Origin of the sequence: Caldicellulosiruptor naganoensis, from assembly GCF_026914285.1 — a bacterium.
In the GTDB taxonomy this organism is placed as follows: Bacteria; Bacillota; Thermoanaerobacteria; order Caldicellulosiruptorales; family Caldicellulosiruptoraceae; genus Caldicellulosiruptor; species Caldicellulosiruptor naganoensis.
On sequence record NZ_CP113864.1, the window covers coordinates 327,957 to 342,500 of the forward strand.

Annotated in this window: 12 protein-coding genes and 2 pseudogenes (1 of these 14 cut by a window edge); 10 read left to right on the plus strand and 4 right to left on the minus strand. The window is 36.2% G+C overall.

The features are described 5' to 3' along the window. Position 1: 1 nt before the first annotated feature. Complete coding sequence (locus tag OTJ99_RS01555; protein ID WP_045165927.1) at positions 2-1,294, minus strand: efflux RND transporter periplasmic adaptor subunit; 1,293 nt, start codon at positions 1,292-1,294, stop codon at positions 2-4. Between the two features lie 29 nt (positions 1,295-1,323). Continuing rightward, a complete protein-coding gene (locus OTJ99_RS01560; RefSeq protein WP_045165928.1) occupies positions 1,324-1,761 on the minus strand; it encodes a MarR family winged helix-turn-helix transcriptional regulator in 438 nt (145 codons plus the stop codon). Between the two features lie 219 nt (positions 1,762-1,980). On the opposite strand from OTJ99_RS01560, the gene OTJ99_RS01565 reads away from it, so the two are divergent. From OTJ99_RS01565 to OTJ99_RS01575, 3 genes are all read left to right on the plus strand, one after another. Continuing rightward, on the plus strand, positions 1,981-3,087 hold the full coding sequence (locus tag OTJ99_RS01565) for a Gfo/Idh/MocA family protein (RefSeq protein WP_045165929.1): 1,107 nt from the start codon (positions 1,981-1,983) through the stop codon (positions 3,085-3,087). A gap of 168 nt (positions 3,088-3,255) precedes the next feature. After that, entirely contained in the window at positions 3,256-3,786 is a 531-nt protein-coding gene (locus tag OTJ99_RS01570) for a nucleoside recognition domain-containing protein (RefSeq protein WP_235374847.1), read from the plus strand. Between the two features lie 34 nt (positions 3,787-3,820). After that, entirely contained in the window at positions 3,821-4,039 is a 219-nt protein-coding gene (locus tag OTJ99_RS01575; protein WP_235374849.1) for a hypothetical protein, read from the plus strand. A 343-nt stretch (positions 4,040-4,382) separates the two neighbouring features. Here OTJ99_RS01575 and OTJ99_RS01580 read toward each other — a convergent pair whose 3' ends face one another. Both OTJ99_RS01580 and OTJ99_RS01585 read right to left on the minus strand, forming a co-directional pair. Next, on the minus strand, positions 4,383-5,024 hold the full coding sequence (locus tag OTJ99_RS01580; RefSeq protein WP_045165931.1) for a cobalamin B12-binding domain-containing protein: 642 nt from the start codon (positions 5,022-5,024) through the stop codon (positions 4,383-4,385). Between the two features lie 94 nt (positions 5,025-5,118). Further along, positions 5,119-5,772 (minus strand): class II aldolase/adducin family protein, encoded by a 654-nt coding sequence (locus OTJ99_RS01585; RefSeq protein ID WP_045165932.1) that lies wholly within the window; start codon positions 5,770-5,772, stop codon positions 5,119-5,121. 239 nt (positions 5,773-6,011) lie between these two features. On the opposite strand from OTJ99_RS01585, the gene OTJ99_RS01590 reads away from it, so the two are divergent. The 7 genes and pseudogenes from OTJ99_RS01590 to istA all read left to right on the plus strand — a co-directional run. After that, positions 6,012-7,748 carry a glycoside hydrolase family 13 protein gene (locus tag OTJ99_RS01590; RefSeq protein WP_045165933.1) on the plus strand — a complete coding sequence of 579 codons (1,737 nt, stop codon included), beginning with the start codon at positions 6,012-6,014 and terminating at the stop codon, positions 7,746-7,748. A gap of 109 nt (positions 7,749-7,857) precedes the next feature. Further along, positions 7,858-8,766: pseudogene (locus tag OTJ99_RS12940) on the plus strand (carbohydrate ABC transporter permease). After that, positions 8,766-9,635 carry a sugar ABC transporter permease gene (locus OTJ99_RS01600; RefSeq protein WP_045165934.1) on the plus strand — a complete coding sequence of 290 codons (870 nt, stop codon included), beginning with the start codon at positions 8,766-8,768 and terminating at the stop codon, positions 9,633-9,635. The pseudogene OTJ99_RS12940 and the gene OTJ99_RS01600 overlap by 1 nt, the downstream one beginning before the upstream one ends. An 84-nt stretch (positions 9,636-9,719) precedes the next feature. Beyond that, a complete protein-coding gene (gene glgP / locus OTJ99_RS01605; RefSeq protein ID WP_045165935.1) occupies positions 9,720-11,342 on the plus strand; it encodes an alpha-glucan family phosphorylase in 1,623 nt (540 codons plus the stop codon). Positions 11,343-11,348: 6 nt separating this feature from the next. Then, positions 11,349-12,362: a LacI family DNA-binding transcriptional regulator gene (locus OTJ99_RS01610; RefSeq protein ID WP_045165936.1), complete on the plus strand. Its 1,014-nt coding sequence runs from the start codon at positions 11,349-11,351 to the stop codon at positions 12,360-12,362. Between the two features lie 153 nt (positions 12,363-12,515). Continuing rightward, positions 12,516-13,290: pseudogene (locus tag OTJ99_RS12945) on the plus strand (sugar ABC transporter substrate-binding protein). Between the two features lie 463 nt (positions 13,291-13,753). Beyond that, positions 13,754-14,544 carry the 5' portion of an IS21 family transposase gene (gene istA, locus OTJ99_RS01620; protein WP_083943534.1) on the plus strand. The gene runs 688 nt beyond the window's last position, so 791 of the gene's 1,479 nt are visible here — the first part of the coding sequence; its start codon is at positions 13,754-13,756; its stop codon lies beyond the right edge, outside the window.

The following is a 14,544-nucleotide window of genomic DNA, read 5'->3' on the forward strand; positions in this document are numbered from 1 at the left end:
CTCATTCGCTCCCTTTTACCTTGACTTTTGTACCATCTTGTATTGAGCTGTTTGGATTTAAGATTACTTCCTCTCCAACACTTACACCATCTAAAACTTCAGTTTCTAAATCCGAAGAAAGTCCAAGCCTCACCTCTCTTTGTTTGGCTACTCCGTTTTCAACAACATAGACGTAATTTTTGCCGTTTTTGTCTGTGACAATTGCCTCTGATGGTACTTTTACAACATTCTTCTTTTCGCCAATCTTTATATCCACATCTACATTAAAGCCAGATTTGATTGTTCGGTCGTTGTTCAAGATGTCAACATATGCTTTTACAACATTTTCAGAACCTGTTTGTGTCAAAACTTTAGTTGCAGCTGGTGCAACCTGTCTGACAACTCCATCAAATGTCTTGTCGCCAAAGTGTATATAAGCTTTTTGACCTTCTTTTAGATTTATAGCATCATACTGGTTGACATTCAAAACTACCTGAAGATTATCCGGGTCTTCAATAGTAATTGCAGGAAACTGAGTAGAAGCATAATAATTTTCTTCTCTTACATTTATAGTAGTCACGATTCCGTCAATTTCTGCTGTTATATACCTTTGCTGTTTATCCATTGATTGCTTGATACTTTTTAGATTGAGCTTTGCAATCTCAACCTGTTTTTGCTGAAGCTTTATCTGGTCGTCAATGTTACTAAGACTTGAAGAGGATTGAAGTTGGCCAGTAGAGGATGCTGGTATGCTAAGTTGTGAAGAAGACTGCTGGGCATTTAAAGATAGAGGCAAATTTGTCCCACCAAAGGAAGATTTTAATTGCTGTGATAATTGATTTTGACTAATTGAAGAATTTGTTACGGTACTTGGAAGTACCTGAGAAAATCCAGAAATTCCTTGACTATTTAAACTATTTGTACTCTGGCTTGAAGTTTTTTCTTTTAATTTCTTTAATGATTCAAGTTGCAGCTTTGCCATCTCAAGCTGTTTTTGAGCAATTTTATACTGCAAAGTCAAATCCTGAGTTTCAAGCTCTAAAAGTTTGTCACCCTTTTTTACCCTATCTCCAAGCTCAACATACACCTTTATAACCTTTGTTGGGGAGAAGATGTAGTAATCCTGCTTTGACTTTGACTCAACATCGCCGTTTGTTGAGAAAAGTGATACAATATCACCTTTTTCTACTTTTGCAGTTTTGACTTCAACAACAGATAAAGCTTGTTTGTTTCTTACAGAAATTGCATACACAACTGACACCAGAATAGCTAAGACTAAAACTGTAACAATTATTCTTTTTAAAGTTCTTTTCATTAATAATTCACCATCCTTTTTAAATGTTTCTAAAGTGCTTCATTAATTTTTTGGACAATCTTCTTGAGAAGATCTATTTCTTCAGGAGATAAATTTTTTAATATGGGCTCTAAAACCCTGCTTCTAAATTCGATTATCTTCTCAACAAGATTCTTACCATTTTCTGTAAGGAAAACCTGCACCTTTCTTCTATCTTGGAGATCTATTTCTCTTTTGACAAGTTCTTTTTCAACAAGCTTGTCCACAATCCCTGTCAAGGTTGAAGGTGAGATACCAAGCTCTGATGCAATATCCTTCATAGTCATAGGTTGTGAGTTTTCACTTAAAACCATTATTACCTGCTGTTCACCAAACGTCAGGCTTTCATGATAATCAAAAAGCTCTTCATTCTTGAGCCTGTTATTTAACTTTCTTCTGATTGTCCCAAGTATCTCAAAAATCAATTTTTCTTCACATTCATTTTCCATTTAATTTGCCCTCCCAAAATTTTAGGTTATAAATATTTCGTACACAAAATATTATACTTTCGAAATAAATTTGTCAATAGCTTACTAATTAAAAAAGCTTTTTAGTATGTAAACGTAAAGAATTTTGATTGTGATATAATTTGAGTTAAACATTTAGCAAAAATTTTAAAGTAATTGTTTATAAAGGTAAAGTTTCGGTAGAAAGGGGAGATTAAAATAATGACAAAGACTAAGGTAGCGATAATAGGTTGTGGGAATATTGCGTCTGTGTATCTTAAAAACCTAAAAAGGTTTGGAATATTTGACATTATTGCATGCTCGGATGTAGATTTAGAGAAGGCAAAGGTTATTGCTTCTGAGTTTTCAGTCGAAAAAGTTGTTGAACCTAACAATGTGTATGATTTAGATGTAGATATAATTGTCAACCTCACGCCACCCCAACATCACTACAACATCAACAAAAAGGTACTTGAAAGTGGTAAACATCTTTACAGCGAAAAACCTCTTTGCTCTAAAGTAGATGAAGCGAAAGAAATTTTGGAGTTAGCAGAAAAGAAAGGCTTAATGGTTGGATGTGCACCTGATACATTTCTTGGGGCAAATATCCAGACAGCAAAAAAGCTTATCCAGGATGGGTGGATAGGAAAGCCATTTGCAGCAAACTGCTTTATAATGTATGGCGGGCCAGAAAAATGGCATCCAAATCCGCACTTTATATTCAAAAAGTACTTAGGACCTTTGTTTGACGTGGGGCCATACTGCCTAACAGCGCTTGTGACCTTACTTGGTTCTGTCAAAAAAGTATCTGCAATGGGCAAGATTACTTACAAAGAAAGACTTATAACATCTGAGCCACACAAGGGCGAAAAGATTATAGTTGAAATGCCAACGTATGTGACAGCAAAAATTTTGTTTGAAAATGACATAATCGGAAGTGTAACTGTCTCATACGATGTGCCGGCAACAAACCTTCGTGGAATTGAAATATATGGAGAAGAAGGTACCTTGTTTGTCCCAGACCCTAACTTCTTTGACTTTGGCAGGGTGCTTTTAAGAAGACATGATGAGCAGGAGTTTAAAGAAATGCCTGTCATAAACCCATTCAATTACGACAATTTAAGAGGTTTAGGAATACTTGACATGGCGCTTGCAATCAAGATGGGGACGCCACTTAGGGCATCCGGGAGCTTAGCCTTTCATGTTTTAGAAACTCTTCATGCTATATATACTTCTGTGCAGGAAGAGAAGTTTGTAGATGTAGAAAGTAAAGCACCTGATGTGCCTCTTTTGGATATGAAGCTTTTGAGAGAGGTTTTATGTATATAGAGGGATAGTGATAGCGGGTAATATCAATTAAAAAAAGCACCTTGCTTGCACAATTTTGAAGCAGCAGGGTGCTTTTTCATTAAACAATTTGGATGTTGAAAATATAAATTTGGAAATAATGAATATACTTTTATATTAGTAGCTTTTAAAGAAAGAAGAGAAGGACTTTTGAGTGCATTTTGGCTTTTTCTGATTTTGTTTTCAATCTTAGTTCAAGTAATTAGTGGTGATATTAACAAAATAACTACTATATTGTTTTCTGCTCCAAAATCTGCTCTTCAGATATTTGTAACAATAGCGTGTTCTGTAATCCTCTGGTCAGGATTTTTGAGACTTGCCCAAGACACAGGTTTAATTAAAATATTGGAAAGATTTTTAAAGCCGTTTTTAAGGCTTCTTTTTAAAACAAAGAATGAAGAAGCATTTAAGTGGATGTCAACAAACATTATCGCAAACCTTCTTGGACTTGGAAATGCTGCAACACCAGCAGGAATTAAAGCAATGGAAGAGCTTTCAAAAGAAAATAGCAAAGACTTTGCATCAAGCGACATGATTTTGTTTGTGATATTGAACACCTGCTCAATCCAGCTTATCCCAACAACAATGATTATGCTAAGGCATGAGTATGGGTCTGAAAATCTGATAGTTGTACTTTTTCCAATACTGTTTGTGTCACTAGTTGGACTTTTCTTTGCATAATTTTCTGCAAAGTAATCTCAAAGCTGCTAAGAAGATGACAAAAATAATTTCTGATATTATAATAACCTCATTTATTGTATTTGTACTAATTTTTTCTCTTTTTAGGTCCAATGACAGTTTTAGTAGCTTTGTTGAAGGCGTGAAAGATGGTATTAAAATTTCAATAAGAATATTTCCAAATGTCTTTGCACTAATTTTAGCTGTTGAACTTTTCATAAAGACAGGTGCTGTAGAAATGTTTGAAACTTTTTAGGACCTATTTTTAACAAACTTGGAATATTTCAAAAATCGCTTGGGCTTATCATGATAAAGCCGTTTTCAGGAAGTGCATCTTATGTAGTTTTGAAAGACATCTCTGAAAAATTTGGACCAGATTCACAAATAGGAAGATATTCTTCAATCATCTGTGCATCAACCGGAACCCTTTTTTATGTAATAACAACATACCTTGCATGTACTCGGGTACAAAGAACAAGGTATTTATTCCGGTGGCAATTGCTGTAGACTTTATAGTCTTACTTGTGGCAGCGTTTTTGGTTAAAAATGGCTTAAAATAAAAAGGCTGAAGTAGGAAAAACTTCAGCCTTTCATTTATTTTACGCAGCACCTTGGACAAACTTTTTTGCAAGCTCAGCAGCTGATGCTGCATCAGGTGCATACCCGTCAGCACCAATGCTCTTTGCAAAGCTCTCTGTTACAGGTGCACCACCAACAATCACCTTTACCTTATCGCGCAGACCTTGTTCTTGCAGTTTTTCAATGGTTGCTTTCATGTTTGGCATGGTTGTTGTAAGCAAAGCTGACATTGCAACAATCTGTGGATTGTAGCTTTTTACAGCCTCACAGAACTTCTCGGGAGAAACATCCACTCCAAGGTCTATTACCTCAAGGCCCGCTCCTGTCATCATCATTGCAACCAGGTTTTTGCCAATGTCGTGCAAATCACCTTTTACAGTGCCAATTACAACCTTGCCAATTGGCTTTACACCTGTTTCAGTCAGGATTGGCTTTAAAACTTCTAATGCTGCTTTCATTGCGCGCGCTGCAATCAAGACCTCTGGTACGTATATTTCATTGTTTTTAAACTTTTCACCTACAACTGCCATTGCAGAAATCAAAGCGCCATTTAGAATCTCCTCAGCAGAAAGTCCCAATGAGAGTGCTTCTTTTACTTTTTCTGATGCTTGCTTTGCATTTCCTTTCTGGATGAGTTGGGAGATTTCATTTAGTATTTCCATTTTTAAATCGCCCCCTTTAAAATTCAGATGTTAATATACTATAACTTGCAAGCCCAAATGGCAAGAAGATATACCTTTAAATTTGTTGTTTGCTTCATTTTGGATTATTCTGGGAATTTCTTAAACTTAATACCTTTTGGACCTCTTCAGGGCTCAAAACCTGCGGCTGACCTATCTGGCTTGATAGAAATAAAATCTTTGCCCAAAACTCAACAATCTCAAGTTTGTAAAATGCCATCTCCAAATCCTTGTCATATGTCAAAACTCCATGGTTTGAAAGAAGTATTGCATCGTAGTCTTTTACAAAAGGTGAGATTGACTCTGGGACCTCAACTGTTGAGGGTGTTGCAAATGGTGCAACAGGGATATATCCGCCGAATATAAACACAGACTCTGCTAAAATTGGCTTGTCAAGGGGTTTTCTCAGTACTGCAAATGTTGTTGCAAAAGGTGAGTGTGCATGCACACAGGCGTTTACATCTTCTCTTTCGCGATAGACTTTAAGATGCATCTTTATCTCAGATGATGGTTTGAACTGAGTTTTCTCAAGGACATTTCCGTCAATGTCAATTGTGACAAGCATATCTTCTTTTAAAAAACCTTTAGAAACTCCTGATGGCGTTGTAATTATTGTATCTTTGTCAACTCTTACAGAGATGTTTCCATCAGGGCCACTAATATAGCCTCTTTCATACATGATTCTTCCAACTCTGCAGATTTGAGATTTAACATGCTCCAAGTTTTTCATTGATTATCTTCTCCTTCCTAAACAAATTTGATTGAAGATTGTTTTATTTTGACTTTTTATACCATTTCATTTTATAATTTTTTATTCGGTTTGAGAATACCCAAGTTTGACATATTAATTCCCTATAAAGTTCTACTTTTAAAGCTTTTGTGCAAACATTTGCATTATTCATTGAAAAGTGGTAAAATAAAACTCAATCATGGTATTTAAAAGATTTTATAAAGGAGTGTGCAGAAACTTTGGAAATTATTCACAATCAATTGCATGACATATTTGCATTGGAAAGAGAAAAGTTTTTAATTCGCCTTTGGATCAGAAAAGGGTTTGCAAAAGAAATTTATCTCATCTTTTCTGACAGATATGAAATAGAGAGAATTCAAAAGCTGAAGATGGACTATTACATGGAAGTTGGAGAGTATGAGGTGTATCAGGCTATTGTTGAGGCATCAACACCACGACTCGGATACAAATTTATGGTAAAACTGTTTGATGGTACATTTAAGATTTATGACCAATTTGGTCTTCAAGAGGATGATGAAGAGATTTACGTAGGGCATTTTCATTTTCCATATGCAAATCCATCAGACGTATTTGAAAAGCCAAAGTGGGTAGAAAAACTTGTTGTATATGAGATTTTTCCAGACAGATTTGCAAGAAAAGACAAAAAAGAAGAGCCAAGGGAGCTTTATCCATGGGACTATTGCAAGTGGGAAAAACCGGGCGGTGAAGTCTTTCTTGGTGGAAATTTTGAGGGGATTAAAAGTAAGATTGACTATTTTAAGAGACTTGGCATAAATGCTATCTACTTTACACCAATTTTTAAATCAACTTCAAGCCACAGGTACAATGTAGATGACTACTTTGACGTTGACCCGCTTCTTGGCACAAAAGAGGAGTTTAAAGAATTGGTTGAGACTTTGCACCAAAATGGAATAAAAGTAATTTTAGACATGGTTTTCAATCACACAGGGACAGGCTTTTTTGCCTTCCAAGATGTTATTAAAAACGGCATGGATTCAAAGTATTTTAACTGGTACAATATAAAGAGCTTGCCAGTCGATATTCAGAAGGGAAATTATGAGACATTTGCAACTGGTGTAAAAAGTATGCCAAGGATTGATACTTCCAAAAAAGATGTTCAGGACTTTTTCTTAAGTGTGCTAAAATATTGGCTTTTGGAATTTGACGTTGACGGTTTTAGGTTTGATGTTGCAAACGAGCTTGACAAGAGCTTCTTAAGAAGAATAAGACTTGAGCTGAAAACATTGAAGAAGGATGTTTTGCTCATTGGTGAGGTTATGCACAGAAGCGAGAGTTTTCTTTTGGGAGATATGTTTGATGGAGTTATGAATTACTTTTCGTGGGAAGTTTTTTTGAGATTTTTATTGGGTAAATATAAAGCAAAAGATGCTGTGAAGATTTTGGCAGAATATAGGTTAAAGTTCAATCCTAAGCTTTTTTCATGTCAGCTAAATCTCATAGGTAGTCACGATACCAAAAGAGTTTTGAATGCTGTTTTGAAGAATAAGAAATTAGCGATGCTTGCTTGCGTGTATAATCTCACATATCAAGGTATTCCCATGATTTACTATGGCGATGAGATTGGCATGGAAGGGGAACATGACCCTGACTGTAGAAGGGGGATGATATGGGAGGAGGAAAAGTGGGACAAAGAAATTTTTGAACTTTATAGAAAATTGATAAGCTTAAAGAAAACATCCACAGCTCTGAATGTTGATGATGTAAAGGAGGGCTTTTTGGGAGATGTTATGTACTTTGAAAGGAAGGCAGATGACGAAATGGTTTGCATTTTCTTCAATCCGGGCAAGAGTTTGCAAAATATAAAGCTCTTTACACCAGAGATTGTAGGAAAAGAAATAACATTTTTTAAATCAGGAAAAAGTGTCAAGAATTTTTCTGCAACGTTTGAATTTGAGATTTTACCTGAAGATTTTGAGATTTTAATTGTTAGGTAAAAAGTAGACAAGATGGACAAAAGGTAGTTGACAGTTTAAAAATCATGTTGTATAATGTTTTCAAAAGGCAAACGATTGCACAATTAAATTGAAGGGGGATATTACAAAAATGAAAAAGCGCGAGCCCATAGGTTATGTGTATCTTGCACCAGCTCTAATTTCTATGGCTGTGCTTTCGTTCTTTCCTATTGCAATGACTGTATATTATGCCTTTACTAATTTCAATTTGAACCACTTAGAGGATTATAAATTTGTCGGTTTTAAAAATTTTGTAGATATTTTATCAGGACCTTTCAAGGAAGTTTTTGCACCAACATTTGCGTGGACATTTTCGTTTGCACTTATAACTGTTTTACTTAATTTTTCAGTTGGACTTTTGCTTGCTGTTCTTCTTAACAACAAGTTCATGAAAGAGACAAATATCTACAGAGCGATACTTATTATCCCGTGGGCAATTCCGGGAACAATTGCAGCTCTTGCTTGGCAGGGACTTTTGAACGAAGAGTACGGGGCAATTAATATGGTATTGAAAACTTTACGCCTTCAGCCCATTCCATAGGCAACAGATCCGTTCTGGGCAAAAATAGGAATATTTATTGTAAATCTTTGGCTTAGTTATCCTTTTATGATGAACGCATGCTTAGGGGCGCTTCAATCAATTCCAACAGAGCTTTATGAGGTTGCAGAGATTGATGGTGCAGGTTGGTTTACAAAACTATTCAAAATAACAATACCAATGATTGTTCCTGCAGCACTACCTATTGTGATATCATCGTTTGCATACTCGTTTAACAATTTCAATGTGGTTTATCTTGTAACGGGTGGCGGTCCTGCACGCCTTGATACCCAGTTTGCAGGGCATACAGACCTTTTAGTTTCAGCAACCTATAAGCTCACAATGCAGTTTTACAGGTATGATTTGGCATCAGCTATGTCCATTATAATCTTTTTCATAGTTGGTACAATTTCACTTATCAATATGAAACTTACACGTGCATTTGAAGGTGGTGTTAGGTAATGGTAGGAAGAGAATATATGACAACTCGAGATGTTGTTATATTATGGGTGTCAAGAGTTATCATCTGGATTGCAATACTACTTTCTCTTTTGCCGACATGGTTTATTATTGTTGCATCGCTGTCAAAAGGTGGAGCATTTTTCCAATCATCATTTTTCCCAAGAGAAGTTACATTTGAGAATTATATTGAACTGTTTAGAAAAAAGAGCAGTCTTTCCCAGACATTACCTGACTTTGTATTGTGGGTAAAAAACAGCTTGATTGTATGTTTTGGTGTTGCATTTTTGCAAATTTTTATGACAGCTCCAGCAGCCTATGCATTTTCAAGAATCAATTTTGTAGGTAGGAAAAATGGGCTGAAAGTACTTTTGATACTTCAGATGTTCCCAACATTTATGGCAATGCCGGCAATCTATGGGCTTTTGGTAAAGTTCAATCTTCTTGATAATCTATTTGCACTCATTTTAGTTTTAGCAGGTGGTTCAGCATTCAACATCTGGCTTTTGAAAGGCAATATGGACCAGATTCCATATGAGATTGATGAGGCAGCGATAATTGATGGAGCAAACCATTTTCTTATCTTTAGAAAAATAATTCTGCCACTTACTGCTCCAATGCTTGCTGTTATGTTCATCTGGAGCTTTAATGGAGTGTTCAATGAGTTCTTGCTATCAAGCCTTGTTTTGCAATCACCTGAAAATGCTACAGTGCCAATAGGTTTGAGAAACTTTATAAACAATCAGTTTTCGGCTAACTGGCCAATGTTCTCAGCCGCATCAATCTTAGCTTCGCTACCGATTGTGATTATCTACATGGCTTTACAAAAACAAATTCAAAGCGGACTTGCAGCAGGTGCTGTCAAGGGTTAAAGCGCGATTAATAAAAACATTTTCGACATATTGTACAACAGATATTGATATTTCAAAAAAATTCAGTTTACAGGAGGTATGCTGATGAAAAAATTGCCAACAGTTGCATACTTTAGCATGGAGTTTGGGCTTGAGTCAAACTTCAAGATCTACGCAGGTGGTCTTGGCATCCTAGCAGGTGACTATCTTAAAGCTGCTAAGGACTTAGGATATCCTGTTGTTGGTGTGGGTATTTTGTGGAAACAAGGATATAACAAGCAGATTGTGACAGAAGAGTATGGGGTTATTGATGCATTTCCTATCTATCGCTATGACTTTCTCAAAGACACAGGTGTTAAGGTAAAAGTCAGAATCAGAAACAGAGATGTATATTGCAAGGTTTGGAAGGTAGACAACTTCAACAATGCAGACCTTTATTTACTTGACACAGACCTTCCTGAAAATAGCGACAGGTGGATAACAGGTCAGCTCTATGGCTGGTTTGGTGAAGAAAGAGTTGCACAAGAGATGGTTTTGGGTGTTGGTGGAGTTAGGGCATTAAAAAAGCTTGGTATAGAAGTTGATGTCTATCATTTCAATGAAGGACATGCAGTGTTTGCAGGACTTGAGCTTGTAAGAGAGTACATGGAAGAAAAAGGTCTTTCATTTGAAGATGCTTTAAAAGAGGCAAAAAAGAAGATTGTATTTACAACACATACACCTGTTGAGGCAGGCAATGAAACTCATCCCTTAAGACTTCTTATGTACATGGGTGCTAATTTGAACTTGACAGAAGAGCAGCTTGTATATATTGGCGGAAGCCCATTTAATATGACAGTTGCGGCCCTTAGGCTTGCCAGAATTTCCAATGCTGTGTCTGACCTTCACAGAATTACTGCAAATGCTATGTGGGCAGGTGTTGATAGAAGAAGTGAGATTATAGGAATTACGAATGGTGTTCATGTTGGCACATGGGCAGATAAAAGAATACTTTCAGTAAAAGACAATCCTCAAAAGCTTTGGGAAACACACTGCACTTTGAAGAAAGAGCTTTTGGACTTTGTTGAAAAAAGAACTGGTATTAGGCTAAGAGAAGATGTTTTGACAATAGGGTTTGCAAGAAGAGCAGCGCCTTACAAAAGAAGCGATTTGATATTCAGAGACAAAGAAGCAGCTGATAAGATGTTCAAAAATGACATTCAAATAATCTTTGCCGGCAAAAGCCATCCACTTGATGATACAGGCAAAGAGATTGTCAATAACATCATTGCAATGACTAAAAAGTACCCAGGCAAAGTTGTGTTCTTAGAAGACTATGATATGGAAATTGGTAAGATGCTCACACGAGGTTGTGACGTTTGGCTTAACAACCCAAGAAGACCACTTGAAGCTTGTGGTACATCTGGCATGAAAGCTGCAATGAACGGCGTTTTGAATGTTTCAACACTTGATGGTTGGTGGCCAGAGGCTTGCCAACATGGGATCAACGGATGGCAGATTGGAGATGGATTTGAATCAAAAGACGAAAAGCAGCAGGATGCTCATGATCTAAAGAGCCTTGTCAATGTGATGCAGACAGAAGTCATACCCACATACTACAAAAACAGAGACAAATGGATTGAAATGATGCAAAATAGTATCAACTCAACAATTGACAAATTCTCGGCTGAGAGAATGTTAAAAGAGTACTATGAAAAGATGTATATTCCAAAAAACCTCAAGGACTGATAGGTGATGGCTACAATAAAAGAAATAGCAAAGGAAGCGAATGTCTCACCTTCTACTGTCTCAAGGGTTTTATCTGGCAGTAAAAAAATCAGTCCTGAGACCACAAAACGGGTTCTCGAGGCGATTAAAAAGCTTGGGTATGTTCCAAACGCTAATGCTAAAGGTCTTGTAAAAAAGAAGTCGTTTACAGTTGGGATATTTGTGCCGAGAGAACCCGAACATCCTTTTTTAAATTTCTTCTTTGACCAGATATTAACAAGTATTTGTGCTGTAATAAACAAGTTTGGGTACGACATTCTCTTTGCGTACACTCAGGAAGACAAAGAGGAAGACCTTTTAAAAAGGCTTGCGGAGAGCAAAAAGGTTGATGGGTTTATACTTCTTTCATCGCGTGAAGATGACTTTGCAATTGAGTATTTGAAAAAAATAGAGTTTCCTTTTGTAGTTGTTGGAAGACCGCAAAAGTATGAAAATTCAGTCAACTGGGTTGACAATGACAATGTTCAGGCAGGGTTTGATGCAGCAGAGTATTTGATAAAACTTGGTCATAAAAACATTGCTTTCATTGGTGGACCGAGCAATTTGATTGTTACCCAAGACAGGCTTGAGGGATATAAAAAGGCTTTAGAAAGGTATTCAATTCAGCTGAAAAATTCATATATTCGATTTACAAACTACTTCAAAAAAAGTTTGTATGAAATTGCAAAAGAACTTCTGACATCTGAGGATAGACCAACAGCAATTGTTTGCATGGATGATTTGATAGCAATTGAGGTTGTAAAAGCAACGAGAGAATTGGGAGTTGAGATAGGAAAAGAGGTTTCGGTAATTTCATTTAACAATTCTATTGTTACAGAAGTTTTAACTCCACCACTTACAACAATTGACATAAACATATCTAACATCGGCCATTCAGCAGCTGAGCTTTTGATGATGGATTTGACAGAACCAAGGAAGACATACAAAAGATTAATTGTACCTCATAAAATTGTTGAGAGAAAATCATGTACAAATATTTAATTTTTGTATTGTTTGCATTGACAAAAAGAAATGCCTTAGCAGCTTGACAAAAATTTAAATTTATATTGACTTTTTTTAGAATAGATTGTATATTAATATCGTCAAACGTTTGCACACAAATATCTAAAAATCCTAAGGGAGGTTGTTTTAGTTATGAAATCTTTTAAAAAGTTTATGGTAATTGGGCTTGTTTTAGTATTTGCTTTAGTTGCTTTATTACCTGTTAGCAGTGGGCTTGCGACATCTAAAAAGCAGCTTGTTGTATGGTCACATCTTACTCAAAATGAGGTAAAAGCTCTTCAACCAATTGCTGATGCATGGGGAAAGAAAAACGGCTATACTGTAAAAGTGATTACAGACCAAGGTTCATTCCAGAGCTTCCAGACAGCTGCAATGAGCGGAAAAGGTCCCGACATCATGTTTGGTATGCCACATGACAATTTGGGTACATTTTGGAAAGCAAGATTACTCGAACCAATTCCAGCAAATCTCATTGACAGAAAGAAATTTGTTTCAATGTCCTTAGATGCATGTTCATAAGACAGATGATGGCAAACCAACACCTTCATTTGTTGGTGTTCAGACAGCGTTCGTTTCAGCTAAATCCAAGAATAAAGATGTAGCAATGAAGCTTTTGAAGTATCTTGTTGAGGAGTCACAGATTAAGGTATTGTTCAAGGTTGGAAAAAGAATACCTGTTATGAACAGTGCACTTAGCAATCCTGAAGTAAAGGCAGACAAGATTATGAGCGCATTTGCAGAACAAGCAAAGATTGGAATTCCAATGCCAAATATTCCTGAAATGCAAGCTGTTTGGACACCTGCAGGAAATGCACTCTCACTTGTGACAACAGGCAAGGCAACACCAAAACAAGCTGCTGAAGCTATGGTAAAACAAATCAAGCAGGGTATTGCTCAGATGCAGTAAAATGTGTGCAGGGTATTGAAAATTAAATAACTTAAAAGTTGAGCTTGGGCAGCAGAATTTTCCTGCTGCCCTTTTTGTTTTCATCATAAAAAAGTCCATCTTTGCAAAAAATAAAAAGAAATGTTTGCTGACAAGTGGCGGTGCTTTAGCTGAAACAATTAGAAGATATATCGAAACTCAAAATGAGAAAGAGAAATGCTAAAAGCTTATAAGTATCGAATATGCCCATTTAAAATAAGGGGGGGGGAATAATTTTACCGTCACAGCAGCAAGGCTCATCGATGAAGCATGAAGCTTCCACCACTTTAGGTGAGTGGTAGTTGTTAATGATAAAATAAAATCATCAGAAATGACATCAAAAATTCCCCACCTGCTACTTAAAAAGAAGCCTTCTGTAGTGTAGAATGGAAAGTATGGAAAAACTACAGAAGGAGAAGATAATAAGAAAATGTTGGGGGTTGCAATGCACACAACAATCTACACTCTTTTCAAACAGGGATACAACAAAAGTCAAATAGCAAGGTTGTTAAACGTGGATAGAAAAACTGTTAGAAAAGTAATCCAAGACATTGAACAGAAAGGAGAAGTTGAGAGAAAATCAAAAAATTCAGTATTGGATAATTACAGGCAATTCATTGAGGCAAAAGTTAACAAAGGACTTTCAGCAAAGAAAATATATCAAGATCTACAAGCGGAATTTGGTTTTGAAGGAAGCTACTCGAATGTAAGAAGATATGTCCAAAAGGTAAAACAAAAGATAGCAAATTCAAAGGTGTACATGGTTTTAACAACGCTACCTGCAGAAGAAGCTCAAGTTGATTTTGGATATATAGGTAAGATAAAAGTTGATGGGAAATTCAAAAAAGCATGGGTATTTACAATGGTTTTAAGTTATTCAAGATATATGTATGCAGAGATAGTATTTGACCAGACAGTTGAAACATTTATACAGTGTCATAAGAACGCATTTAAGTATTTTGGTGGAGTAGTAGAAGTTGTGAAGATAGACAATTTAAAAGCAGGTGTATTGAATGTTGATTTTTATGAAGCGCAAATACAAAAGGATTATGCAAGTTTTGCAAGCCACTATGGATTTTTACCTCAGCCATGCAGGGTATACACACCGACTGATAAAGGCAAGGTAGAATCGGCAGTTAAGTATGTTAAGCAAAACTGTTTTTCTGGGGAAGAATTTAAGGATATTGATGAGGCGAGGGAGCATTTAAAAAACTGGCTTGATGATGTAGCAAATGT

Coding starts and splice junctions, on each gene's coding strand:
- OTJ99_RS01555 (WP_045165927.1), bottom strand. CDS start 1,294: ATGAAAAGAACTTTAAAAAGAATAATTGTTACAGTTTTAGTCTTAGCT.
- OTJ99_RS01560 (WP_045165928.1), bottom strand. CDS start 1,761: ATGGAAAATGAATGTGAAGAAAAATTGATTTTTGAGATACTTGGGACA.
- OTJ99_RS01565 (WP_045165929.1), top strand. CDS start 1,981: ATGACAAAGACTAAGGTAGCGATAATAGGTTGTGGGAATATTGCGTCT.
- OTJ99_RS01575 (WP_235374849.1), top strand. CDS start 3,821: ATGACAAAAATAATTTCTGATATTATAATAACCTCATTTATTGTATTT.
- OTJ99_RS01580 (WP_045165931.1), bottom strand. CDS start 5,024: ATGGAAATACTAAATGAAATCTCCCAACTCATCCAGAAAGGAAATGCA.
- OTJ99_RS01585 (WP_045165932.1), bottom strand. CDS start 5,772: ATGAAAAACTTGGAGCATGTTAAATCTCAAATCTGCAGAGTTGGAAGA.
- OTJ99_RS01600 (WP_045165934.1), top strand. CDS start 8,766: ATGGTAGGAAGAGAATATATGACAACTCGAGATGTTGTTATATTATGG.
- glgP (WP_045165935.1), top strand. CDS start 9,720: ATGAAAAAATTGCCAACAGTTGCATACTTTAGCATGGAGTTTGGGCTT.
- OTJ99_RS01610 (WP_045165936.1), top strand. CDS start 11,349: ATGGCTACAATAAAAGAAATAGCAAAGGAAGCGAATGTCTCACCTTCT.